Origin of the sequence: Tenacibaculum aiptasiae, from assembly GCF_008806755.1 — a bacterium.
In the GTDB taxonomy this organism is placed as follows: domain Bacteria; phylum Bacteroidota; class Bacteroidia; order Flavobacteriales; family Flavobacteriaceae; genus Polaribacter; species Polaribacter aiptasiae.
The window spans coordinates 128,661-152,438 of the sequence record NZ_WAAU01000028.1; the positions used below are offsets into that span (position 1 = coordinate 128,661).

Annotated in this window: 25 protein-coding genes; 17 read left to right on the forward strand and 8 right to left on the reverse strand. The window is 31.0% G+C overall.

What is annotated here, in order from left to right; all coding sequences use genetic code 11:
* Positions 1–3: 3 nt before the first annotated feature.
* From F7018_RS13795 to gcvP, 3 genes are all read right to left on the reverse strand, one after another.
* Entirely contained in the window at positions 4–390 is a 387-nt protein-coding gene (locus F7018_RS13795) for a YchJ family protein (protein WP_150900680.1), read from the reverse strand.
* Positions 391–395: 5 nt separating this feature from the next.
* Positions 396–755 carry a hypothetical protein gene (locus F7018_RS13800; RefSeq protein WP_150900681.1) on the reverse strand — a complete coding sequence of 120 codons (360 nt, stop codon included), beginning with the start codon at positions 753–755 and terminating at the stop codon, positions 396–398.
* Positions 756–845: 90 nt separating this feature from the next.
* On the reverse strand, positions 846–3,701 hold the full coding sequence (gene gcvP / locus F7018_RS13805; protein WP_150900682.1) for an aminomethyl-transferring glycine dehydrogenase: 2,856 nt from the start codon (positions 3,699–3,701) through the stop codon (positions 846–848).
* A 130-nt stretch (positions 3,702–3,831) separates the two neighbouring features.
* Between gcvP and F7018_RS13810 the strand changes: the two genes are divergently transcribed.
* Positions 3,832–4,644: a UbiA prenyltransferase family protein gene (locus F7018_RS13810; RefSeq protein WP_150900683.1), complete on the forward strand. Its 813-nt coding sequence runs from the start codon at positions 3,832–3,834 to the stop codon at positions 4,642–4,644.
* 152 nt (positions 4,645–4,796) lie between these two features.
* On the forward strand, positions 4,797–6,689 hold the full coding sequence (serA, locus tag F7018_RS13815) for a phosphoglycerate dehydrogenase (protein WP_150900684.1): 1,893 nt from the start codon (positions 4,797–4,799) through the stop codon (positions 6,687–6,689).
* Positions 6,690–6,743: 54 nt separating this feature from the next.
* On the opposite strand, the gene F7018_RS13820 is transcribed toward serA, so the two are convergent.
* Positions 6,744–7,517, reverse strand: coding sequence for an IclR family transcriptional regulator (locus tag F7018_RS13820; protein WP_150900685.1), 774 nt, complete (start codon positions 7,515–7,517; stop codon positions 6,744–6,746).
* Between the two features lie 152 nt (positions 7,518–7,669).
* Here F7018_RS13820 and kynU point away from each other — a divergent pair, with 152 nt between their 5' ends.
* Genes kynU through F7018_RS13895 form a run of 15 tightly spaced genes read left to right on the forward strand, consistent with a single transcriptional unit; the run spans position 7,670 to position 18,661 of the window.
* Entirely contained in the window at positions 7,670–8,929 is a 1,260-nt protein-coding gene (kynU, locus tag F7018_RS13825; protein WP_150900686.1) for a kynureninase, read from the forward strand.
* Positions 8,926–9,360, forward strand: coding sequence for an SRPBCC domain-containing protein (locus F7018_RS13830; protein ID WP_150900687.1), 435 nt, complete (start codon positions 8,926–8,928; stop codon positions 9,358–9,360). The genes kynU and F7018_RS13830 overlap by 4 nt, the downstream gene beginning before the upstream one ends.
* Positions 9,361–9,369: 9 nt before the next feature.
* Positions 9,370–10,782 (forward strand): FAD-dependent oxidoreductase, encoded by a 1,413-nt coding sequence (locus F7018_RS13835; RefSeq protein WP_150900688.1) that lies wholly within the window; start codon positions 9,370–9,372, stop codon positions 10,780–10,782.
* Positions 10,783–10,789: 7 nt separating this feature from the next.
* The gene (locus F7018_RS13840; protein WP_150900689.1) at positions 10,790–11,032 is read left to right on the forward strand and encodes a hypothetical protein; all 243 of its coding nucleotides are present in this window, start codon (positions 10,790–10,792) and stop codon (positions 11,030–11,032) included.
* A 2-nt stretch (positions 11,033–11,034) separates the two neighbouring features.
* A complete protein-coding gene (locus tag F7018_RS13845; RefSeq protein ID WP_150900690.1) occupies positions 11,035–11,556 on the forward strand; it encodes a DUF1697 domain-containing protein in 522 nt (173 codons plus the stop codon).
* 5 nt (positions 11,557–11,561) lie between these two features.
* A complete protein-coding gene (locus F7018_RS13850; protein ID WP_150900691.1) occupies positions 11,562–11,972 on the forward strand; it encodes a RidA family protein in 411 nt (136 codons plus the stop codon).
* Positions 11,973–11,983: 11 nt separating this feature from the next.
* Positions 11,984–12,673 (forward strand): phytanoyl-CoA dioxygenase family protein, encoded by a 690-nt coding sequence (locus F7018_RS13855; RefSeq protein ID WP_150900692.1) that lies wholly within the window; start codon positions 11,984–11,986, stop codon positions 12,671–12,673.
* Position 12,674: 1 nt separating this feature from the next.
* The gene (locus F7018_RS13860) at positions 12,675–13,091 is read left to right on the forward strand and encodes a hypothetical protein (RefSeq protein WP_150900693.1); all 417 of its coding nucleotides are present in this window, start codon (positions 12,675–12,677) and stop codon (positions 13,089–13,091) included.
* Complete coding sequence (locus F7018_RS13865; protein WP_175578740.1) at positions 13,084–14,529, forward strand: aldehyde dehydrogenase; 1,446 nt, start codon at positions 13,084–13,086, stop codon at positions 14,527–14,529. The genes F7018_RS13860 and F7018_RS13865 overlap by 8 nt, the downstream gene beginning before the upstream one ends.
* Positions 14,522–14,740 carry a DUF6500 family protein gene (locus tag F7018_RS13870; RefSeq protein WP_150900694.1) on the forward strand — a complete coding sequence of 73 codons (219 nt, stop codon included), beginning with the start codon at positions 14,522–14,524 and terminating at the stop codon, positions 14,738–14,740. Before F7018_RS13865 ends, F7018_RS13870 begins: the two co-directional genes overlap by 8 nt.
* A gap of 2 nt (positions 14,741–14,742) precedes the next feature.
* Complete coding sequence (locus F7018_RS13875; RefSeq protein ID WP_150900695.1) at positions 14,743–15,519, forward strand: SDR family oxidoreductase; 777 nt, start codon at positions 14,743–14,745, stop codon at positions 15,517–15,519.
* Positions 15,520–15,532: 13 nt separating this feature from the next.
* Positions 15,533–16,063: a 3-hydroxyanthranilate 3,4-dioxygenase gene (locus F7018_RS13880; RefSeq protein ID WP_150900696.1), complete on the forward strand. Its 531-nt coding sequence runs from the start codon at positions 15,533–15,535 to the stop codon at positions 16,061–16,063.
* Between the two features lie 41 nt (positions 16,064–16,104).
* On the forward strand, positions 16,105–16,470 hold the full coding sequence (locus F7018_RS13885; protein WP_175578741.1) for a PaaI family thioesterase: 366 nt from the start codon (positions 16,105–16,107) through the stop codon (positions 16,468–16,470).
* A 1-nt stretch (position 16,471) separates the two neighbouring features.
* Entirely contained in the window at positions 16,472–17,554 is a 1,083-nt protein-coding gene (locus F7018_RS13890) for an amidohydrolase family protein (protein WP_150900698.1), read from the forward strand.
* Positions 17,555–18,661, forward strand: coding sequence for a hypothetical protein (locus F7018_RS13895; RefSeq protein WP_150900699.1), 1,107 nt, complete (start codon positions 17,555–17,557; stop codon positions 18,659–18,661).
* Here the strand turns inward: F7018_RS13895 and F7018_RS13900 are convergent.
* From F7018_RS13900 to F7018_RS13915, 4 genes are read right to left on the reverse strand one after another with little or no spacing between them, the layout of a single operon-like run.
* The gene (locus F7018_RS13900; protein ID WP_150900700.1) at positions 18,656–20,059 is read right to left on the reverse strand and encodes a TolC family protein; all 1,404 of its coding nucleotides are present in this window, start codon (positions 20,057–20,059) and stop codon (positions 18,656–18,658) included. The two genes, F7018_RS13895 and F7018_RS13900, sit on opposite strands and share 6 nt — an antisense overlap.
* A complete protein-coding gene (locus F7018_RS13905; RefSeq protein ID WP_150900701.1) occupies positions 20,059–21,417 on the reverse strand; it encodes an HlyD family secretion protein in 1,359 nt (452 codons plus the stop codon). Before F7018_RS13905 ends, F7018_RS13900 begins: the two co-directional genes overlap by 1 nt.
* Before the next feature lie 13 nt (positions 21,418–21,430).
* Positions 21,431–23,092 (reverse strand): peptidase domain-containing ABC transporter, encoded by a 1,662-nt coding sequence (locus F7018_RS13910; protein ID WP_150900702.1) that lies wholly within the window; start codon positions 23,090–23,092, stop codon positions 21,431–21,433.
* Complete coding sequence (locus F7018_RS13915) at positions 23,082–23,762, reverse strand: TetR/AcrR family transcriptional regulator (protein WP_150900703.1); 681 nt, start codon at positions 23,760–23,762, stop codon at positions 23,082–23,084. Before F7018_RS13915 ends, F7018_RS13910 begins: the two co-directional genes overlap by 11 nt.
* Between the last annotated feature and the right edge of the window lie 16 nt (positions 23,763–23,778).

The following is a 23,778-nucleotide window of genomic DNA, read 5'->3' on the forward strand; positions in this document are numbered from 1 at the left end:
CAACTAATTAGCATCAAAATATACCCAATGGTTATTTTCTTTGTAGAATTTAGAGTTTTCATGGATAAATTCTAAGTTTCCATTTTCAATAAAAAAAGCTTTAAATTCTACAGTACCATTGGAGTCAGATGGTTTTCCTTCAGTACTTGCTAAAACATCTAATTTTACCCAAGTAACAGATTTAGCCCATGCTAAAATTTCTTTCTTCTCACGTTTAGAAGGACGTTTTTTACTATGATGACTTTTCTGTAAATAATCAATATTCGCTAATGCGAAAGCACTATATCTCGATCGCATTAATTCTTCAGCGGTGTTAGCCATATGAATATCTTTGTGTATTCTTCCGCAACATAATTTATACTCAATATTAGGATCACAAGGGCATTTCATACTTTTTAATTTACAAGTTCATTAGAGTTTTTTATTCTAAAGCAACGTTCTTCTCCTAAATAGAGAGGATTTCCGTGTTTTTCAGACCAAAAGCCATCTAATATATCTTTAGAAAGACATTTATATACAACAACGCCTTTGTATTTGTTTTTATCAAAACCTAGGTAATTAAAATTAATAACTAAAATGTTGTCTTTAAAAAAGCCAGTTCCGTATTGTTCTTGGTCTTTATTGATAATCCATTTAGCTACAATTCTTTTATTAATATCCAATGTCAAAGAAAGAACTCCTTTATATGTATTGGCTTCAGAATCTTGGTTGTTTCCAATAATGTTATAATCTCCAATTAAATCTTCAATAGTCATTTGGTGTGAATATGAAGCAAAAATACTTATAGTATAAGGATAAAAAAAACCTCGATATAATCGAGGTCTTTTTTTAATGTAAATATGTTTTTAAGCTTCTGCTTCCATATAATCTTCAATAGGATTACAAGAACAAATTAAGTTTCTATCTCCAAAAGCATCATCAACACGACGAACTGAAGGCCAGAATTTATTGTCTGCAATATAATCTAATGGGAATGCTGCTTGCTTACGAGAATATGGTAAATTCCATTCATCGGCAGTTAGCATTTCCTGGGTATGTGGAGCGTTTTTCAAAATGTTGTTATTATCATCTTTTGTGGCTTCACTTATTTCTTTACGAATAGCGATTAAAGCATCACAGAAACGATCTAACTCAGCAACACTTTCACTTTCTGTAGGCTCAACCATAATAGTTCCAGCAACAGGGAAAGATACAGTAGGAGCATGGAAACCATAGTCCATTAAACGCTTAGCGATGTCTACAACTTCAATTCCATTTTGTTTAAACTCACGACAGTCTAAAATCATTTCGTGAGCAGCACGATTTAATTCACCAGTATATAAAGTACTAAAGTGACCGCTTAAACGCTCTTTCATGTAGTTAGCGTTTAAAATAGCATTTTTAGTAGAGTTAGTTAAGCCATCAGCACCTAGCATTGTAATGTATCCATAAGAAATTAAACAAGCTAAGGCAGATCCCCAAGGAGCAGCTGATATAGCTGTAATAGGGTTTTCTCCTCCTGTTGAAATAACTGGGTTTGTAGGTAAAAATGGAACTAATTGAGGAGCTACACAGATTGGCCCAACACCAGGTCCACCACCACCATGAGGAATAGCAAAAGTTTTATGTAAGTTTAAGTGACAAACATCAGCTCCAATAGTAGCAGGATTAGTTAATCCAACTTGAGCATTCATATTGGCACCGTCCATATAAACTTGTCCACCGTTGTCGTGAATAATTTGAGTAATTTCTTTAATAGCTTTTTCATATACTCCATGAGTAGATGGGTAAGTAACCATTAAAGCAGCAAGATTATCTTTGTGTTTTTCAGCTTTAGCACGTAAGTCTTCTACATCAATATTACCTCTTTCATCAGTTTTGGTAACAACCACTTTCATACCAGCCATAACAGCAGATGCAGGGTTGGTTCCGTGTGCAGAAGCAGGAATTAAACAGATATTTCTGTTAGTATCTCCATTAGCTTCATGATATGCACGAATAACCATTAATCCAGCAAATTCACCTTGAGCTCCAGAATTTGGTTGTAATGAAGTACCAGCAAAACCAGTAATTACATTTAATTGGTTTTCTAAGTTAGTTAAAACTTCTTGATATCCCTGAGCTTGTTCTACAGGTACAAAAGGGTGAATATTACCCCATTGTGGATTACTTAAAGGTAACATTTCAGAAGCAGCATTTAACTTCATGGTACAAGAACCTAAAGAAATCATTGAATGATTTAAAGCTAAATCTTTACGCTCTAATTTTTTAATATAACGCATCATTTCAGTTTCTGATTGATACGTGTTGAATATTTCGTTGTCTAAGAAAGAAGTGCTTCTTTGAACGTTTTCAGGAATAACATCTAATGAAGTGAATTCTGAAATGGTGATATCCTGAACATTGAAAGCTTGTTCGAAGCAATCAATAATAGCATTAATTTCTTTTAAGCTAACAGTTTCGTTTATAGAAATAGAAACGTGGTTGTTATCTACATAGTTAAAGTTAATAGCATTCTTTTCAGCAACAGAACGTAATTTCTCAGTTTCTACTTCAACTAAAATTGTGTCGAAATAAGAAGTGTTTTTTTGTTTGAAACCTAAACGTTCTAAGGCAGATGCTAGTGTATTAGTTGCTGAATGAACTTTATCGGCAATATATTGCAAACCATCTTTACCATGGTAAACAGCATACATTCCTGCCATAACAGCTAATAAAACTTGTGCAGTACAGATGTTAGATGTTGCTTTTTCACGTTTAATATGTTGTTCACGAGTTTGTAAAGCCATGCGTAAAGCACGTCCACCGTTAACATCTTTGGTAACACCAATTATACGTCCAGGGATACTTCTTTTATAAGCTTCTTTAGTCGCAAAATAACCAGCGTGAGGACCTCCATAACCTAATGGAATACCAAAACGTTGTGTTGTTCCTACCACTACATCTGCACCAAACTCAGCAGGAGCTTTTAGTTTTACTAAAGATAAAATATCAGCAGCTACTGCTACTTTTATGTTTTTGTCGTTACAGTTAGCAACAAAAGATGTATAGTCGTAAACTTGTCCATGTTTTCCAGGGTATTGAACTATAGCACCGAAGAATTCTTCTGAAAAATCAAACTCTTCATGGTTTCCAATTACAAGTTCAATTCCAATTGGGATGGCACGTGTTTGTAATACAGATAATGTTTGTGGTAAGATTTCTTCTGAAATAAAGAACTTATTAACCTCAGCTTTTTTCTGAGCACGTTCACGAACATCAAATAATAAAGCCATGGCTTCAGCAGCAGCAGTTCCTTCGTCTAATAAAGAAGCATTTGCTAATTCCATACCTGTTAAATCACAAACCATAGTTTGGTAATTTAATAAAGCTTCTAAACGTCCTTGAGCAATCTCAGCTTGATAAGGAGTATAGGCAGTATACCAACCTGGGTTTTCTAAAATGTTTCTTTGAATAACACTAGGAACAATAGCTTCATGATATCCTAAACCAATATAACTTTTAAACACTTTATTTTTAGCGCCTAATTCATTAATGTGATTTAAATATTCATATTCACTCATTGCAGGTGCTAAATCCAATTCGTTTTTTAAGCGAATATCGTCAGGAATAGTTTCATAAATTAATTGATCTAAACTCTCTACACCAATAGATGAAAGCATTTGTTTATGGTCTTTTTTACGAGGACCAATATGTCTTAATTGAAATGAATTCGTGTTCATTTGTGTTGTTGTTTTTTAAGTGGCTCAAAAATAGTGAAATTGTACGATTACTGGATGTATATTTTATGTTAAAAACGATATTTTATTAACCAAATGTTAAGGGTGTAAACATAAAAGTTATTTTTGTGTAATGAAGCTTTTAAAAATTATATTAGATTTCTATATAAACTCTAGTGTTCATGTGGCATTAGCAGTATTCGCTTTTGTTAGAATTACCCAATTGTATTTTAAATTATCATACAATGAATCACTAGATTATTTTATCTTTTATGGAACAATTACTGGGTATAATTTTGTGAAATATGCAGGAGTAGCAAAATTACATCATAGAAGTTTAACAACTCATTTAAAGATTATTCAAATTTTTTCATTGATTTGCTTCCTATTGTTATGCTATTATACCTGGCAACTTTCAATAAAAACATTGTTGTTAATTATGCCTTTTGGCTTTTTAACTTTGTTATATGCAGTTCCTTTTCTAAGTGGCTTTCAAAAGAATTTAAGAAGTATAGGGTATTTGAAAATTATAATTGTTGCTTTAGTATGGATGGGAACAACAGTTGTTCTTCCGGTTTATGATGCTGACTTAGGGTTTTCTTATAATGTTGTTTTGATTTCTATACAGCGTTTTTTATTGGTAGTAACTTTAATATTGCCTTTTGATATAAGAGATGTAAAGTATGATGCCATTTCGCTACAAACTATTCCTAAAAAGATAGGGGTTCAAAGTACAAAGAAGTTGGGTTATGTGTTGTTAACCATTTGTTTAGTGTTAGAATTTTTTATAAGTTCTAGTATTGAGTTTAGGATTTCGTTTTTGGTAATTTATTCACTTTTATTGTTTTTGTTATTTAGGTCTTCAGAAAACCAATCGAAATATTACAGTTCTTTTATAGTGGAAGCTATTCCGATTTTTTGGTTCTTTTTTCTTTCTGTTTTTTAGTTTTTTAAAGAATAAACTTCATTTCTAAAAGGAATAATAAGTTAATATGAAAATGTTATCATTTTGTGATACTTTTTTTGCCAATCATTTGTACTTTAGTGGAGTTAAAAAACAATACAACAGCAAAAATAAAAAGAGTAAAAATTTGTAACATGAACTTAGTAAAACGAAATTTCGTTTTCGATTTCGATAGTACTCTAACAAGAGTAGAGGCATTAGATGTTTTAGCAGAAATCACTTTGGTGGGAAACCCAAAGAAGGAAGAGATTATTCAAGAGATAACAAAAATAACTAATCTTGGAATTGATGGGGAAATTTCATTTCCTCAGTCTTTAGAAAGACGCATTCAATTATTGAATGCTAAGAAGTCTGATTTACCCTTATTAATAGGTGAATTAAAAAAGCATGTTTCCTCATCTATAGAGAGAAATAAAGAGTTTTTTGAGAATTTTTCTGATGATATTTATGTGATATCTGCTGGATTTAAGGAGTTTATAGATCCAATAGTTGCGGAGTATAATATTCCGTCAGAAAGAGTCTTTGCAAATACTTTTCAGTTTGATGAGAATGAAAATATTATAGGTTTTGATAAAGAAAATTCTTTATCAAAGCATAAAGGGAAAATAGAATGTCTTCAAAAATTGAATTTAGAAGGAGAGGTCCAAGTAATAGGGGATGGTTATAGTGATGCAGTAACAAAAGAAGCTGGAGTTGCTGATAAGTTTTTTGCTTATACTGAGAATGTTTCACGAGATAAAACGATTGCTAATGCAGATTATGTAACGCCAAGTTTAGATGAATTTTTATTTGTAAATAAATTACCAAGAAATATATCATATCCAAAAAACAGAATGAAAATTTTATTGTTAGAAAATGTACATCCTGATGCATTTGCAAAATTATCAAACGATGGTTTTACAGTTGAAACAGTTTCAAGAAGTTTGTCAGAAGATGAATTAATAGAAAAGTTAAAAGATGTTCATGTGTTAGGTATCCGTTCAAAAACACAAGTTACAAAAAGAGTAATTGAAGCAGCAGAGAAATTAATGGTTGTTTCTGCATTTTGTATTGGGACGAAGCAGATAGATTTAGAAGCGTGTAAGGAAAACGGGATTGTAGTTTTTAATGCACCTTATAGTAATACACGTTCGGTAGTTGAGTTGGCTATTGGAGAAATTATTATGTTAATGCGTAGTGTGTTTAAACGAAGTACAGAACTACACAATGGGCAATGGAATAAAACAGCGCAAGGTTCAAGAGAGGTACGTGGTAAAAAACTAGGGATTGTTGGTTATGGAAACATAGGGAAGCAATTATCAGTTTTAGCAGAGGCTTTGGGTATGGATGTGTACTATTATGATGTTGAAGATAAATTGGCCTTAGGAAATGCAACAAGAATAAATAGTTTAAAAGAATTGTTGAGTATTTCTGATGTAGTTACCTTACATATAGATGATAATGCAGCAAATAAAAACTTTATAGGTGAAGAAGAGCTTAGCTATATGAAGGATGGAGCGCATTTAGTAAATCTTTCAAGAGGTTTTGTGGTAGATATAGAAGCGTTAGTAAAAGCATTGAAGTCAGGTAAATTGGCAGGAGCAGCGGTTGATGTATATCCGGAAGAACCAAGAAAAAATGGTGATTTTTATACTCAATTAAAAGGATTAGATAATGTGATTTTAACTCCGCATGTTGGGGGGAGTACTGAAGAGGCTCAAAAAGATATAGCCGATTTTGTTCCTAGTAAAATAATGGCGTATATCAATTCGGGAAATACAGTAGATGCAGTAAATTTCCCAAATATTAGATTGCCGCGTCAAAAAAATGCTCATAGATTTTTGCATATTCATAGAAATACATCGGGTATAATGGCGAAAATAAATAAGGTGTTAGCAAAGTATGAGTTAAATATTACTGGTCAATATTTATCAACAGATTCTAAAGTAGGATATGTAATTACTGATGTTGATAAAGAATACAATGAAGAAGTAATTGAAAAACTACGTAAAGTAGAAGGAACTCTAAGGTTTAGAGTGCTTTATTAAAATGAATACAATTTTAAGGAAAGCGCCTTGTAATATTTTTTACAAGGCGTTTTTTTATAATGAATCAAAATCTTGTAAAGAGTTTTCGATAATAGAAGCTCCCTTTTGTAATATAGCAATATAGTTTTGGACGTTTTCAATTCTAAATCGACTAGAAGGTCCAGAAGCACTAAGGCTAGCAATAATATTTCCTTTTTTGTTAAAAATAGGAATAGCTATACAGATAAGTCCTAGTTCAAATTCTTCTAAATCTAGTGCGTATTTTTGATTTTGTATCGTTTGTAAACTGTTTTTTAGTTCATTTTTTTTGTTAATTGTATTTTGAGTAAAAGAATTTAAAGTATTGTTTTTGAAATAATTATTTTGCTTTTCTGAAGAAGAAAAAGCTAGTAGTAATTTACCAGAAGCAGTAGCATGAATAGGTTGATAGGATCCAATAGAAGTGCTAATTTTTAATCCTTGCAAACTATCGGCTTTATTAATGTAAAAAACTTGATGGTCTTTTAGTGTGCCTAATAAAACGGTTTCTTGAATTTCTAGGGCAACATTTTTAATAGGTTGATTGGTAATGGTAATCAAAGATTGATACAAAGAAACACGATTACCAAGTTCAAAAAGTTTACTTCCTAAACGATATTTTTCATTTTCATTTTGATGTATAACATTTAATGAAACTAATGTGCTTAAGAGTCTGTGTACTGTACTCTTGTTATAACCTGTTTTGTAGGCTAGTTCTCGAACACCCCATTCTTTTTTATCATTTGTAAAAGCATCTAAAAGAATAAAAGCTTTAATAATAGATTGGTTTAAGTTCTTGTTGTCCATCATATTTAAAAAAAAAACATTTTTGCTAATGTAAGAAAAAAGTGTAAATTTATAAAACACCGTTTCAGATAATGAAACACTTTAGTTTTTCATTTTGCTTGTAAATGAATTATCTTTAGTGTTTCTAAGAAAAGGTTTTTTGAAAAAAAAGAAACATGTATAAAGGAACACTTGATTACGCGCAAGAGCAGGATAAAAAAGATAAATTAGCTTATTTAAGAGAGCAATTTCATATACCAAAAGATAAAGAAGGAAACGACTGGTTATACTTTACGGGGAATTCTTTAGGATTACAACCAAAGTCAACTCAAAAGTATATTCAACAAGAACTAGATGATTGGGCAAAATATGGGGTGGAAGGACATTTTGAAGCAAAAAATCCATGGTTACCATATCATGAGTTTTTAACAGATAGTATGTCTAAAATTGTAGGAGCTAAGCCGTTGGAAGTTGTGGTGATGAATACGTTAACTACAAACCTTCACTTGCTAATGGTCTCTTTTTATCAACCAACAAAAAAGAAATACAAGATAGTAATAGAAAGTGATGCATTTCCATCTGACAGGTATGCAGTTCAATCACAATTAAAGTTTCATGGGTTTGATGTAGAAGATGGTTTAATTGAATGGAAACCAAGAGAAGGAGAAGAGTTGTTAAGGATTGAAGACCTTGAACAGATTGTTTCTGAACAAGGAGATGAAATAGCATTGTTGTTAATAGGTGGAGTAAATTACTATACAGGACAATATTTAGATTTAAAACGTATAGCAGAAATAGGTCATGCTAAAAACTGTTTTGTAGGAATAGATTTAGCACATGGTGCAGGAAATATTTCACCAGAATTACACAATTCGGGAGTAGATTTTGCAGCTTGGTGTACTTATAAATATTTAAATTCTGGTCCAGGAAGTTTAGCAGGGTTATTTGTGCATGAAAAGCATGCGAAAAATAAAGAGTTGCCTCGTTTTGCAGGTTGGTGGAATCATAATAAAGAAACGCGATTCAATATGCGTCAACCATTTGATGTAATGGAAGGAGCAGAGGGATGGCAATTATCAAATCCACCAATATTATCTATGGCAGCAATTAGAGCGTCTTTAGATATGTTTAACGATGTTGGAATGGAAGCTTTACGTGAAAAGTCGGAAAGGCTGACAGGATATTTTGAGTTCTTGATTAATCAAATAGATACAGATAGAATTAAAGTTATTACCCCATCAAATCCAAAAGAAAGAGGATGTCAGTTGTCAATACAGGTACAAAATGCTGATAAAAGTTTACATAAAAAGTTAACAGAGAATAATATAATTACTGATTGGAGAGAGCCAGATGTTATACGATGTGCACCAGTACCAATGTATAACAGTTTTGAAGATGTATTTAAAATGGTAGAAATCTTAAAAAGTTTATTATGAGTTTAGAAGTTCATGTAAAAGATGTTGTAAGAAGAAATGTAGAAGAGATTTTTAAGGCTATAGTTGATAAAGAAAAGATTTCGAAATATTTTGTTTCTGAAGCTAGTGCGAACTTAGTTCAAGGAACTGAAGTGAAATGGGAGTGGAAAGATTTTGATGCAGAATGTATGGTAAGTGTATTATCCGTAACAGAAAATAAAGAAATTGTTTTTAGTTGGGCAGGTAATCAAATTGTAACTGAGGTAGAAATGAAATTTACCAGTAATGATGATGCTACTACAGAGGTTAATATAACTGAAAAAAGTTATGAGAATACTCCAGAAGGAATAAAGAAAACAATGCAACAAACACAGGGTTGGACAGATTTTTTATGTTCACTAAAAGCATATTTGTATACAGGTATCAATCTGAGAAACGGAAAAATGAATTAATTCAGTTTTATGAATAAAAAAGATAATATAGTAGTAATAGGAGCTGGTTTATGTGGTTCGTTATTGGCCTTACGTTTGGCGCAAAGAGGATATAAAGTAGCAATGTATGAGAGTCGACCAGATTTACGTACAACAGATATATCAGCAGGTCGTTCGATTAATTTGGCATTGTCAGATAGAGGTTTTAAAGCTTTACGTTTGGCAGGAGTAGAAGAAAAAGCAAGAGAGATTTGCATTCCAATGTATGGACGTTTAATACACGACACAGAAGGGAATACATTTGCTTCAAATTATTCTGGTAGAAATGGTGAATATATCAATTCAATTTCTAGAGGAGATTTAAATGGAATTCTATTAACAGAAGCAGAAAATCATGAAAATGTAACAATACATTTTAATAAAAAATGTACTTCAGTAGATATAGAAAATACAATAGTTCATTTTAAAGATTACGAAACCAAAGAAGAGTTTTCAGTAAATGCAGACGTTGTTTTTGGAACAGACGGTGCCGGTTCTATACTGCGAAAAAGCTATTATTTAGAAAGAAAGTTTTTGTTTAGTTATTCGCAAAACTATTTAACACATGGATATAAGGAGTTAGAGATTCCGGCAGATGCTTTAGGGAAACATCAAATAAGTAAAGATCATTTACATATTTGGCCTAGAGGGAAGTATATGTTAATAGCATTGCCAAACTTAGATGGGAGTTTTACAGTAACCTTGTTTTTAAGTTATGACGAAGGAGAATACAATTTTAATAACTTAACAACAGAAGAAAAAATTACAGAGTTTTTTGAAAAAGAGTTTCCAGATGCATTAAAGCTGATACCAAGCATAAAAGATGAGTTTTTTAACAATCCTACAGGAGCGTTAGGAACAGTTAAGTGTTCACCGTGGTCTTATAAGGGGAATACCTTACTTATGGGAGATGCAGCTCATGCAATAGTACCTTTTTATGGACAAGGAATGAATGCTTCTTTCGAGGATGTAACAGTTTTTGATGAAATATTAGATAGATGCGATGGTAGTTGGGAAGAGGTATTTAAGGAATATCAAAAGCAAAGAAAAGAAGATACTGATGCAATTGCAGATTTAGCAATAGATAATTATTATGAAATGCGAGATCATGTAGCAAATCCATTGTTTAAACAAAAACGAAAAATAGAAATGGATTTGGAAAGTAATTTTCCTACAGAGTATTTCTCAAAATATTCAATGGTTACTTTTAATGATGAAATTTCATATTCAAAAGCAATGAAAAAAGGAAGAGCTCAGGATAAAGCTCTATTAAATCTCATTGCGGATAATGAAGTGATTACCTCTTTAGATATGACAAAAGAAGAGTTGGCTGTAGTATTAAAAAAGGTACAGGAAGAAACAAATGAAATTCTAGAAGAAGATAAAGTAGCAGGTTTAAAATAATTGTATCATGGAAAATAAAACAATAGAAGAACTTAACAAAAGAATAAAGTTACTAAAGGTGGTAGCTAAAGCTATGGCCGTAGCATTAATACTGTTATTAGCTGTTACTATATATGGTTTGTTAACAAAAGAAAATAAAACAGTTTTTATTACTTTATTACCAATAGTGTTTGGGTTAAGCACAATTCTTTTGTTGCAATATTCAAGCGTAAAAAAGATAAAAGAAGAGATAAAACAAAGAGAAAAGTAGAAATGGTATACATTGTTTTATTACGTGGAATAAATGTCTCGGGAAAAAATAAAATTCCAATGACAGAATTACGAGAGTTGTTAAATGACCTTGAATTTAAAAATGTTCAAACGTACATTCAAAGTGGTAATATTATTTTAGAGTCGGAAGAAACAAAAGAAACTATTAGCAAGAAGATTAAACAAGGTATACATCAAAAGTACGAGTATGATGTTCCAGTAATAGTTAGAACCGTAAGCGAATGGGAAAAAGCAATTAAAGCATATCCTTTTTCTATAGAGAATGAAAAAATAGTGGCTTTTTCATTTTTAAATACAATGTCTAGCCAAACAGAAATTGAAGTTAAAGGAATAAAAGAAGATCAATATAAAATAGATAAAGATATAGTTTATCTGCATTGCCCATCAGGTTTTGGGAGAACAAAATTGACTAATAATATTCTTGAGAAGAAGTTAGATGTAATAGCCACAACAAGAAATTATAAAACAACAGTAAAGTTGCTAGAAATGGCAACAAACCAATAAAGGAAATGGATAGTAAAGTAATCAAAGGGAAAGCAATACCAAGAGGAAAATTTCCACATGTAAAACAAGTAGGGGATTTTATATATGTATCAGGTACAAGTTCAAGAAGACCAGACAACTCTTTTGAAGGAGTAGAAGTAGATGAGTTTGGAACTACAAACTTAGATATAAGAAAACAAACAAGAGCTGTTATAGAAAATATAAGAGATATTTTACAGGAAGTAGGAGCTGATTTATCTGATATTGTAGATGTAACTTCATTTCTGGTAAATATGAATGATTTTGGAGGTTATAATGAAGTTTATGCAGAGTATTTCGATTATAACGGACCAACTAGAACAACAGTTGCAGTGCATCAATTGCCACATCCACATTTGTTGATTGAGATTAAAGTGGTGGCTTATAAAAAACAATAAATCTTTTGGAGATGTTCATTCAAAATAAAGAAGAGTTAGCCTATAAAGGATATTCAATTACTAAACAAATCTTTAGTAAAAAGGAATTATTAGCTTTAATTAGTTTGATTGAAGAATCGGAAAAGAGTTATGCAATTAGACAGCTGATTAACAAAGTACCTAAAGTGCAAGAGTTAGTTTTTAAAAATGAAAAATTTAAAAACTTATATAAATCAATTTGTGGTGAAGATTACTTTTTGTCGAAAGCAATATTTTTTAATAAACCTGCAAAGTCAAATTGGTTTGTAAGTCATCATCAGGATTTGAGTATAAGTGTTGAAAACAAAGTTGAAACAGAAAAATATTCAAACTGGACAAATAAGAATGGGCAACTAGGAGTGATTCCGCCAAAAGAAATTTTAGAAAATACGGTTACATTTAGAATACATTTGGATGACACTAATGAAACTAATGGAGCATTAAGAGTGATAGCTAAATCTCATAAAAAAGGAATTATTAGAGTAGATGAAAAGTTTGGTAAAAATGCTTTAGGGGAAGAGAAAGTATGTCGGGTGATTGAAGGAGGAGTTATGCTAATGAAGCCTTTATTATTACATGCATCTTCAAAATCAACATCTTTAAAGGATAGAAGAGTTATTCATTTAGAATTTTGTAATCAAGAAGTTCCAATGGGATGGCTTGAAAGAAAATGTGTTATATAAAATGAGAAATCTATTGATAAGACCTCATATGTTTTTTTGGGGAGTAATTCCAATAATATTATTGGTTGGAATACATAGGATTAATAATAGTATTGATGATTTTTTAGATATAAATGTTCATGATACATATTTTATTGTAGATAGATTGCATTTGTTGGGATTTACGGTGTTTTTATTTGTTTTACTAGGTTTAGGTTATTGGGGAGCATATGTGAATAAACGAAAATTAATTAACGGAATAACATTTTTACATGTTATTTTAACTTTTATAGGATTGTTAAGTTTTATGTGTCTGTTTTTCCCTTCGCTTGGAGATGAAAATGTAATTTTAACAATAGGTTTTTTGATTTTTGTTTTAGGACAGTTGTTGTATCCGATAAATATTTTGTCAGCTTTAATAAGGGAAAAGAATGATTAATATAAAGAATTATATAAACGGAGAATTTCAATCGCCAATTAATGGAGAATATATAGATAATTATAACCCGTCAGTTGGAGAGGTTTATGGGCAGATACCAAATTCAACAAGAGAGGATGTAGAATTAGCTTATAAATCAGCAGAGTCTGCTTTTAAAGAATGGTCAAATACTACTTTAGAAGAAAGAAGTAATATTTTGTCTAGAATAGCCCAGTTAATTCAAGAAAAATTACCTGAATTAGCTAGAGCAGAAGCAAAAGATAATGGAAAACCTTTAAGTTTAGCAATAGCGATAGATATACCAAGAGCTTCATCTAATTTTCAGTTTTTTGCCAATGCAATAACTCAATTTTCTTCTGAAGCACATGAAAGTGTTGGGTTAGGGGCAATGAACTTTACATTACGTCAACCAATAGGAGTAGTTGGTTGTATATCACCATGGAATTTACCGTTGTATTTATTTACTTGGAAAATAGCTCCAGCTATTGCAGCAGGAAACTGCGTAGTAGCCAAACCAAGTGAAGTAACTCCAATGACTGCTTATTTGTTAGGAGAAATATGTACCGAAGCAGGTTTACCAAAAGGAGTATTAAATATAGTACATGGATTAGGAGGAACAACTGGTCAAGCAATTGTTGAACATCCAAATATTAAAGCCATATCATTTACAGGTGGAACTACCACAGGAGCGCATATAGCTCGAGTTGCAGCTCCAATGTTTAAAAAGCTTTCTTTAGAACTAGGAGGAAAGAACCCTAATATCATATTTGCAGATTGTGATTATGATAAAATGTTAGCAACTACAGTACGTTCATCATTTGCGAATCAAGGGCAAATTTGTTTATGTGGAAGTAGAATTCTTGTGGAAGAAAATATCTACGAACAGTTTAAAAAAGATTTTGTTCAGAAAGTAGCTGAGTTAAAAGTTGGAAATCCATTTGATGAGGATACTAATGTAGGAGCCTTAGTGTCAAAACAGCATTTAGAGAAAGTAAAATCCTATATCGAAATAGCGGAAGAAGAAGGTGGAAAAATACTTTTTGGAGGAGAAACAGTTACAGTTGAAGGAAGTGAGAAAGGATATTATCTACAGCCAACAATTATAGAAGTTCAAAGTAATGATTGTAAACTCAATCAAGAAGAAATTTTTGGACCTGTTGTAACAATAATGTCTTTTAAAACAGAGGAAGAAGCACTTTCGCTAGCCAATGATGTAAAATACGGACTGTCATCAACTTTATGGACTAATAACTTAAATAGAACAATGCAATTTAGTAAACAATTGCATGCAGGTATTGTTTGGGTGAATACTTGGTTGTTGCGCGATTTAAGAACACCGTTTGGAGGGCAAAAAGATAGTGGAGTTGGAAGAGAAGGAGGATTCGAAGCTTTACGATTCTTTACCGAGCCTAAAAATGTTTGTATTAAATATGAATAAAGAAATAAGGCAAAAAATTGTAAGAATTTGCGATGAAAAGATAGCTAAGAAAGGAGAGAATGTTGGAGTGTCTTTTTATGCATTTTTCAAAAATAAAAATGACAATCCAGAATTGTTAATGGAAGTAGCAACTTGGTGGATACAAAAACATAGGTTAGATCACTTTGAAAAAGCGATTAAAATAAAAACAATGATTTGTAATAACGATTAGAAATGAATTTAAATATAGATAATAAAAATGCATTAGTTTGCGGTAGTACTCAAGGGATAGGAAAAGCATCAGCAATACAGTTGGCAGAAGAAGGAGTAAATGTAACGTTAATAGCTCGTAATGAAGAAAAGTTAAAAGCAGTATTGGCAGAATTACCAAATAAAAACCAGAATCATAATTATATCGTAGCGGATTTTTCTAATCCATTAGAGCTAAAAGAAAAAATTGAAGCTTCTGATTTAAATTTTCATATTCTAGTAAATAATACAGGAGGACCAGCAGGAGGGCCAGTATTTAATGCACAATTAGACGAATTTGAAAGAGCGTTTACGCAGCATTTAAAATGTAATCATGTATTGGTTCAAGCTTTAGTGCCGTTTATGAAAGAAGCAGAATATGGTAGAATTATCAATGTAATATCAACTTCTGTGAAACAACCGTTAGATGGATTAGGAGTTTCGAATACAATTCGAGGTGCGGTAGCAAATTGGTCAAAAACGTTAGCAAATGAGTTAGGGCAGTTTAATATTACAGTAAACAATGTTTTACCAGGTGCTACAGGTACAGAACGTTTAAATGAGATAATTAATAACAAGGCTAAAAAGACAGGTAAATCTGTTGAAGAAGTTGCTGAAACAATGAAAAATGCATCGCCAGCAAAACGTTTTGCAAAACCAGAAGAAATTGCCAATGCAGTAGTTTTCTTAGCGAGTGAGCGAGCTAGTTTTATTAACGGGATTAATGTTCCTGTAGATGGAGGAAGAACAAAATCATTATAAAATCTAAATAGTCATGAGTAAGTTAGTACAACCTTTGAATTTTAAAAAGTGGATAGATGAACATCGTCATTTGTTAAAGCCACCAGTGGGGAATAAACAAGTATGGAAAGATGGTGAATATATTGTAATGGTAGTAGGAGGTCCTAACAACCGTAAAGATTATCACTATAATGAAACACCAGAGTTTTTCTATCAAGTAGAAGGAGATATGGTATTGAAAATTATTGATGATAAAGGTGAAATGGTTGATGTAGAAATTAATGAAGGAGATATTTATTTATTACCAGGAAAAGTACCACACTCTCCACAAAGAAAAGAAAACACCGTAGGTTTGGTAATAGAGTATCCTAGAGCTGAAGGAATGATGGATGCTTTAGAATGGTACTGTGAAAATTGTGGGTCGCAATTATATAGAGAAGAATTTGCTTTAGATAATATTGAAACAGATATGCCTATAATTTTTGATAAATATTATTCAGATAAAGAAAAATGTACTTGTTCTAATTGTGGAACAGTAATGGAAGCTCCAAACAAAGTAAAATAATGATTGAGGCTGCAAAAGAGAGTTTTTTAAAACAAGGTTTTATGAAAACCTTAGGAGCGGAAATTATTCATATAGAAAAAGGACTGCTCAAAATCCGATGTAAAAAGCATGAAGGCTTAACACAACAACATGGATTTTTTCATGCTGGAGTATTAACAAGTATAATGGATGTAGCTTGTGGGTATGCAGCCTTAACAACTATGCAAGAAGGTTCAGATGTTTTATCAGTAGAGTTTAAAACTAATTTACTGCGCCCAGCAAAATCCGATGTTATCATTGCTACAGGACATGTAGTGAAAAGCGGAAGAACCTTAGTGTTTTGCGAAGCAAAAGTTACTGATGAAAAAGAAGAAATACTATACACAACAATGCAAGGAACAATGATTTCCTTAAAACCAACCAACTAAAATGAAACGTAAATTAAGAATAAACGGACATTCACATTTGTTACCTTATCCGGAAGAAATTCCACAGTTTATGAAAGATAAAGGGATTTTTTGGGTAGACAAGGATAAAAAATATATGCTTCAAAAAAACTGGAAACGACCAGTTACTGACTCTTCATTTTTCTTGGAAGAAAAGTTGGCTTGGATGGAGCACTTTAAAATAGATCATGCAGTAGTTTTGAACTTATCTCAACTATATGGAAATGGTTTACGTCTAGAGGAAATGAAGCAAGCTTTACGCTTTCAGAACGATTTCAATGCGCGAGTACAGCACGACCATCCAAATAAATTTACTTGTGGATTTGTAGTACACCCAGGTTTTGTTAGAGGGGCTTTATGGGAAATAGAACGTTGTGTTGAGGTATTGGGTATGAGATTGTTGTGTTTGCCAACACATTATATGGATACTATAGGTACATGGCGTTGTATTTTTGATGAAGAAAACGAACCTATTTTTGAATTAGCTAATAAGTATAATTTAGCTATTGAAATTCATCCATATGATGGAGAAAAATTTATTAAACTAGAAAATACTTCTTGGCGTTTTCATTTAATTTGGATGTTAGCACAATGTGCAGATGCTTATCATTTCTTAACGCTTAATGGATATTATGAAAAATATCCTAATATGCGTATATGTTTTGCTCATGGAGGACAATTAGCGCAAATGAATATAGGTCGTCGTATTCAAGGTTTTGATGGGCGTTCAGATTTGTTCGAGGGTAAACAACACCCAAGAAAAGCAGTAGGACATAAGAATATCTTTTTTGATACTTTAGTACACGATACAGGTTCTTTAGAGTTATTAATAAAAAACCAAGGGTCGAAGCAAGTATTAATAGGGTTAGATGACCCTTATCCATTAGGGGAAATGGAAAGTGATAAACAATCGTCATATCCAGGAAAAATATTAGATTTAGCCATCGATAGAAGTATTATTAGTGAACAAGAGAAAGATGAGATATGGGAAGATAATGTACTTCAGTGGTTGTATGGAGATGATGAAAAAGCAAAACAAAATTTAATCAATAAAATTATTCAATAAATGAATCAAGTAACACAGTTTCATAACCTATCACATATTTGTATATCGTTCATTGGAGCTGTGTTACTATTAGCAATTTATTATAATATTAGAAAACGATTTAGAGCAGTTTTAGAAGAAGGGAATTCTATAAAAAGGGTTGACAGAGGTTTGCTTTATTTTAGTTTTGGAATGTTAGTTTGGGTGGTTTCAGGTACTTGGGCTTTTGTTGCAAATTACTTTTTATTTGAAACCACAACAAAGTACCAGATAGGGGTCAATATTTTGTCTACAATAAATAACTTGTTTTGGTTGTTGGCTTTGTATTATGTATATGATGCGCCAAAGTTTATTTATAGAAATGAAAAGAATGTAAAGATTATTGCTGTAATAATTTTGGCAGTTGCGAGTATAACTTTGTTATTGTCATCTATGGTGGGTAATGAAGTGTTTTATGGAATAAAACTTGCTTCAGTACCAGATGTCCTACTTACTACCTTTTTGTGTTTTTTAATGGGAGTTTCTTTTTACAGAACCTTTATGCATCGCGATTTAAAACTAGTAGCTTTTATTTCTATTATTGCAATAACATTATTGTTTGTTTCACAATTATCAGATGTATTTGTGAATTTGGATGATGATTTTATGAATCAATTAATACGAATCATTGCTAAAACATCTTTGGTTTCAGTTTTTTTAGTTTTAGGAACAAGTTGGGTAATACAGTTGGCTAGTATGCCTAAGCCTAATGAAATGAAAATTAGTTTTCTAGATTGGTCGTTAGTGCAGTTAAGTATTCCATCAAAAGGAATTATTAATGAGAAAATTGATTTTGGTTCAAAAACAACTCAGTATAAAAACCTTATGAATTTTGCTTATAAGAGAAAGTATTTAGAGCCAGAAAAGCAATCGATAGTAGTAAATTCAGGAGGAGAAATTAAAAGTCAAACATATTTAACACGAATAATAGATAATATTAATGGGATACTTTCTTTAGAGGAGGAAAATAAGTTAGAGCGCAAAGATTTAATTACTTTTATTGGAGAAAGTAAATATCGTTTGCGCATATTACCTGAATATATATCATTTGATAAAGCTCTTTTAAAAGAGTTTGAAAGAGAATTATAACGTGTTTAATTTTCCAAGTAGTTTGAAAAATTTACTTTGTGTTTTAGCAAATTTATAATTGTTTTCAATTGCCTTTAATTGGGTTTCAATTAGTTTTACTTCTCTATAATTAATTAAAAAAACAGAACTTTCTCCTAGGGTAAATTTTCTTTCTTCACTTTTTACAATAGTATTGTAATCGTTTACAAGATTTTTTAGAATATTATTTTGAGTTTCTAAAGAGGCTATTTCTTGTTCGGTAGCCTTAATTTTGTTAAGTAAACTTGTTTTGGTTGAAGCGATTTCAAAGTCTATGTCTTGTAGTTTTATTTTGGCTAACTTTAAATCACCTCTAGACTTTCTTAAAAATAAAGGGATGCTTACTTGAAGTGATTTTTTATAGTTGGCAACTTTAAAAGAATCGAAATTATTAATATCTGAGCTTAAAAGGTTGTACTGGAAATCTACTTTAGGTAACAAATTGTTGATTTTTAGGTTTTTGTTAATTTGTAGGTTTCTCCTCTTTAACTCTAATAATTTTAATTTAGGATGTCCATCGATACTAGTTGAGGCATTGATGATAGAATTGTTTAAAAGAATTTCAATTTTTGAAAAAGTATCAGGTGTAGGAGTTATATTTTCTCTTAATACCATAGGAGTGTTGTCTCCAATCCATAAATAGTTAGATAACTCTAAAGTCGATTTAACATATTTAATTCTGGCTTTTTCTAAATCAAGTTTTCTGTTATCAAAATTTATTCGAGCCTCTAAGGTGTCAATAGCAGGTTTGTCTCCAGCGTTATAACTTTTTATAACATTGTCTAATCTAAACTTAGCATTGTTTTTATAGTTTTTAAAAACATCAAAACTTTGATAGTGTTTAGCCCAATTTAAATAAGCACTAATGGAGTTAAAAAGAATGTCATTTACAACAAGTTGTTGTTCTAGTTTTCCTTGTTTTACGTATAGTTTAGCCTGTTTTAAAGCAGCCATTCTTTTATTTATAAAAAGGTTTTTAGCAAGAGAAACAGAAATACCTACGTTATATAATCCATCTTCAGGAACATTTAGCTCTGGATTTAAATATTGACCTGAGTTGTTTTCATAACTACCTTTTAGTTCAATTCCATACCAAGTAGGAATTTTAAAAACTGAGTTTAATTTCTCAAAATATTCGGTGTTTTTAAATTCTTTTTTTTCGAAATCTACTTCAATTTTAGGATCAAAAGCTCCTCTTGCTTTTAGTAATTTAGCTTCATTTGTACTTGTAATTAAATTTGCTTGTTTAATTACAGGGTGAAACTTCTTTACATATCCTAAATATTCTTCTAAGCTTAATTGATTTAAACTAGTGCTGTTTTGAGAATATGTGCAAAAACCTATAAATAAAAATATAAAAAGTAAACTCTTAAACTTCATTATTTCTTCTTCTTGTCTTTTTGATTATTATCTTTTTTTGGTTGATAGAAGTTAGGAGGGAAGCTGTTTATTTGTCTCCATAGTTCAAACCAAATAGGTACATTTTCTAATAAGGCAATGGTTTTAGCTCCAGAACCTACTCTAATAGCTTTTGGCCATGGTTGAGAATCATTGTTAGGAACAATCAATACACGGTATTTACCATTGTCACTAATAAAATTTTCTATTGCAATCACTTTAGCACTATAAGTACCATAAGATGCGTTGGGCCATCCACTAAAAACAATAGCAGGCCATCCATCAAATTGTACACGTACTTCTTCGTCAATATGAATAAGAGGTAAATCTATTGGTTCTATGAACATTTCTACTGCTAAATCGTAATTTGCAGGCATTATTTTAACTAAGGCTTCACCTTCTTTAAAAGTCTCACCAATACCAGACTTAATAGCTTTATTAATGTACCCATCTTGAGGTGCAGTAACATATAATAGAGAATTTCTTTTGCTATAATTAGATAAGCTTGTTTCTAATTTAGATACTTGAACTTCTGCATCTAATGCATTTGATTCAGCAGTGTATAAATTACTTTCAGCCTTTGAAATTTTATCAGTATAAGATGCCTGAATACTATTTATTGCAATTTGTGCATTTAATACGTTGTTTTTAGAATTAAGTAGCTTATTTTCTTGAGAAACCAATTTAGCTGATTGTTCTTGAAGCTTTGCTCTTTTTTCTTCTACATCCTTTACAGCTTTTAAACCCTCTTTTTCAAGCATCACTGTTCTGTCAAATTGAGTTTTTGCAATTTGTAGTTTTATTTTTACAGCTTTTAAATCTATGCTGTCAGTTTTAACTTTTAAATGAGATTGCTCTAGTTTATTTTTAGCTTGCTGTAGTTTTAAAACACGCTCGCTTTTTAAGGCGCTAATTTGTGTTTTTAAAGCGTTTGCTTTGTTGTTGTATGCTTTTACAGAAAGACTTTTAGAGTTTAATTGTTGTCCAGTTCTTTCGGTTAACTTACTGTCAAAATAATCACTTTTTATTTCTGAGATTCTTAAAATTGTATCACCTTTTTTTACAAAAGTACCTTCTTGAACAAACCATTGCTCAATTCGCCCAGGAATTTGAGATTGTAAAGTTTGTGGACGTTGATTAGGTTTCAAAGTAGTTACTCTACCAGTACTAGAAACATTTTGTGTCCATGGTAAAAACAGTATAATTGCTAGAGCAAATAAAAATCCTAATAAAAACTTTCTAAAAAGTCTATGGTGTACTTTAGTAAAGATAACTTTACCAGATTTCAATTTGGTTACATCAATATGGTTTGAGATACTATTTGTAGATATGTTTAACATATGTATGTTCTTTTTAGTTTACAATAACTCCTTTTACAAGTGTTATTTGTTTGTTGCATTTCTTTTTCCAAGCATCATTACTGCTTATTATAATTAATCCCCAAGGTTTTGATTCGTCTGTGATGTAATCAATTATTTTTTGAGTTTCCTCTTTTTCTAATTGATCAAGAGGGTCTTCTAGTATTAGCAGTTTTGGTTTACTTATTATAGCTCTTGCTAAAATTAATTTTTTAGCTACTGTGTAACCAATTAACTTACCTTCTGGTTGAATAAAAGTGTCTAAGCCGTTAGGTTGATGTTTTAGAAAATAAGACAAGCCAATGGCATCAAATAATTCATAAATTTCTTCATCGGTAATTTTTTCATCACCAAAAGTTATGTTTTCACGAATAGTACCTTCAAATGGAGTTTCTTCTGAAAGTGATAACCCTAAATTTGATCTATAACTATTTAATAAAAGGCTTTTTATCGATAAATTATTGATAAAGATATTTCCAGAAGTTGGTTCAATAACTCCAGCGATCATTTGCAATAAGCTAGATTTACCTGAGCTACTTTTTCCTTGAACTAAAACTCTATCTTTTGGATTAATTGTAAAAGAGATATCATTAAGTATAGGTGTTTCCTTTGCTGAAGTTACATAGCTTGCATTTTGAATCTCTATTTTAAATTCGTCAAAATTCTCAACATTTGTTCCTTTTTGAGATTCAATAGGTTTATCTACTACTTGACCTAGTTTTTCAATTGAAGTTAATACATCGTAAAAAGATTCAAGTCCAACAATAAGTTTTTCAACAGAGTTAATAACCAATAAAATGATGATTTCTGCTGCAACGAATTGACCAATATTCATTTGCTGGTTCAATACAAGAAATCCACCAATTAATAATAGTCCAGCAGTTACTATGACTTTAAAGCTAATCATTTGAATATACTGAGTAACTAATACTCTAAAGTGGCTTTCTCTTGACTGTAAGTATTCACTTACTAGATCATCACTTTTTTGAAGCGCTAAAGTTGTTTTACCTGATAACTTAAAGCTAATAATAGTACGAGCAATTTCTTGTAGCCAGTGTGCTACTTTATATTTGTTTTTAGATTCTTTTAAACTAGTTTCTAACCCTTTTTCTGCAGTGAATTTAAATACTACATAAATTAATAGCAGTAAAAGAATTCCAAATACAATAAAAAATGGATGATAAAATGAAAGTAATATTAAGGCAAAAATAATTTGTAAAAATGCCGAAGGTACATCAATAAGAACTTTTGAAAGTCCTTTTTGAATAGTTAGGGTATCAAAAAATCTATTAGCCAATTCAGGAGGGTAATAGTTTTCTAATTCTTTCATTTTTATTTTAGGAAATCGATAACTTAACTCAATAGAAGCTCTGGTAAATATTCGTTGTTGAATAGTTTCTATGATTCTAATTTGCATCAATTTTAAAACTCCACTAAAACCTACACCACAGGTAACTAATATTACCAAAACAATCCAAGAAGCTGATACTTGAGCAGCTTGAAGTAAATTAATAATAGCTTGTATTCCTAAAGGAAGAGATAGGGCAACAATTCCTTCAAATATGGCGTAGTATCCAATTTGGAATGTATCTTTTTTTTCAAGGTTTAATAAGCCAACAAAACGTTTCCAAGGGGTTAATGTTTTATTATCGTTCATTAGCAAGAGTGTTAAGAGTTAAGTCAATAAAAAATGATGTTGGTGTTATTTGATCATCGCAATTCGTTAATGTTTTAAAATGTTGTCTAATGAATTGTTGATGTAAAGCTCCTTCAATAATAGTACTAGCTAATGTTAAAGGGTGTTTGTATGAAGGTGTATATTGGCTAATAATGCTTGCTAACCGTCTAACCACTTCTTTGTATAATCTAAAAAAGCCTTCTTTGTTTTCTGAATCTACTTTTTTTGTAGAATAAGATTTAGAATTTTCATCTATTACAATTCGGTTTAATAAAATCTCATTAATGTGAGAGAAATTACTATCCTGTTTAGTAGTTTTAGTAACTACTTCAATGGCTTTACTTAGCTTATCTTTTGAATCTTGAATACTATAAGTTTCAATAACTAATTGATATTGTATCCATCCCCAATACCAGGAAGTTAGATAGATTAATAGCTTGTGCTTACTTTCAAAATATCTATAAATAGAACTTTCGTTTGAACCTATTTTTTGACCTAGTTTTTTAAAGTTAAATTTTTCAAAACCAATTTCTTCAATAAGTACAATACTATGCTCAATAATTCTTTTTCCTAAATCGGATGTCTCAGGGTCTTTAATATATATTCCACAAGGAATTTCAATTTTAAGATTTGAAAGTAGATTTTTCATAAATAATTATTATATC

Coding starts and splice junctions, on each gene's coding strand:
- F7018_RS13860 (WP_150900693.1), top strand. CDS start 12,675: ATGAGAAATCTATTGATAAGACCTCATATGTTTTTTTGGGGAGTAATT.
- F7018_RS13875 (WP_150900695.1), top strand. CDS start 14,743: ATGAATTTAAATATAGATAATAAAAATGCATTAGTTTGCGGTAGTACT.
- F7018_RS13890 (WP_150900698.1), top strand. CDS start 16,472: ATGAAACGTAAATTAAGAATAAACGGACATTCACATTTGTTACCTTAT.
- F7018_RS13855 (WP_150900692.1), top strand. CDS start 11,984: ATGTTCATTCAAAATAAAGAAGAGTTAGCCTATAAAGGATATTCAATT.
- kynU (WP_150900686.1), top strand. CDS start 7,670: ATGTATAAAGGAACACTTGATTACGCGCAAGAGCAGGATAAAAAAGAT.
- F7018_RS13895 (WP_150900699.1), top strand. CDS start 17,555: ATGAATCAAGTAACACAGTTTCATAACCTATCACATATTTGTATATCG.
- F7018_RS13915 (WP_150900703.1), bottom strand. CDS start 23,762: ATGAAAAATCTACTTTCAAATCTTAAAATTGAAATTCCTTGTGGAATA.
- F7018_RS13905 (WP_150900701.1), bottom strand. CDS start 21,417: ATGTTAAACATATCTACAAATAGTATCTCAAACCATATTGATGTAACC.
- F7018_RS13870 (WP_150900694.1), top strand. CDS start 14,522: ATGAATAAAGAAATAAGGCAAAAAATTGTAAGAATTTGCGATGAAAAG.
- F7018_RS13840 (WP_150900689.1), top strand. CDS start 10,790: ATGGAAAATAAAACAATAGAAGAACTTAACAAAAGAATAAAGTTACTA.
- F7018_RS13865 (WP_175578740.1), top strand. CDS start 13,084: ATGATTAATATAAAGAATTATATAAACGGAGAATTTCAATCGCCAATT.
- F7018_RS13845 (WP_150900690.1), top strand. CDS start 11,035: ATGGTATACATTGTTTTATTACGTGGAATAAATGTCTCGGGAAAAAAT.
- F7018_RS13835 (WP_150900688.1), top strand. CDS start 9,370: ATGAATAAAAAAGATAATATAGTAGTAATAGGAGCTGGTTTATGTGGT.
- F7018_RS13810 (WP_150900683.1), top strand. CDS start 3,832: ATGAAGCTTTTAAAAATTATATTAGATTTCTATATAAACTCTAGTGTT.
- F7018_RS13800 (WP_150900681.1), bottom strand. CDS start 755: ATGACTATTGAAGATTTAATTGGAGATTATAACATTATTGGAAACAAC.
- F7018_RS13900 (WP_150900700.1), bottom strand. CDS start 20,059: ATGAAGTTTAAGAGTTTACTTTTTATATTTTTATTTATAGGTTTTTGC.
- F7018_RS13850 (WP_150900691.1), top strand. CDS start 11,562: ATGGATAGTAAAGTAATCAAAGGGAAAGCAATACCAAGAGGAAAATTT.
- F7018_RS13820 (WP_150900685.1), bottom strand. CDS start 7,517: ATGATGGACAACAAGAACTTAAACCAATCTATTATTAAAGCTTTTATT.
- F7018_RS13910 (WP_150900702.1), bottom strand. CDS start 23,092: ATGAACGATAATAAAACATTAACCCCTTGGAAACGTTTTGTTGGCTTA.
- F7018_RS13830 (WP_150900687.1), top strand. CDS start 8,926: ATGAGTTTAGAAGTTCATGTAAAAGATGTTGTAAGAAGAAATGTAGAA.
- serA (WP_150900684.1), top strand. CDS start 4,797: ATGAACTTAGTAAAACGAAATTTCGTTTTCGATTTCGATAGTACTCTA.
- F7018_RS13880 (WP_150900696.1), top strand. CDS start 15,533: ATGAGTAAGTTAGTACAACCTTTGAATTTTAAAAAGTGGATAGATGAA.
- gcvP (WP_150900682.1), bottom strand. CDS start 3,701: ATGAACACGAATTCATTTCAATTAAGACATATTGGTCCTCGTAAAAAA.
- F7018_RS13885 (WP_175578741.1), top strand. CDS start 16,105: ATGAAAACCTTAGGAGCGGAAATTATTCATATAGAAAAAGGACTGCTC.
- F7018_RS13795 (WP_150900680.1), bottom strand. CDS start 390: ATGAAATGCCCTTGTGATCCTAATATTGAGTATAAATTATGTTGCGGA.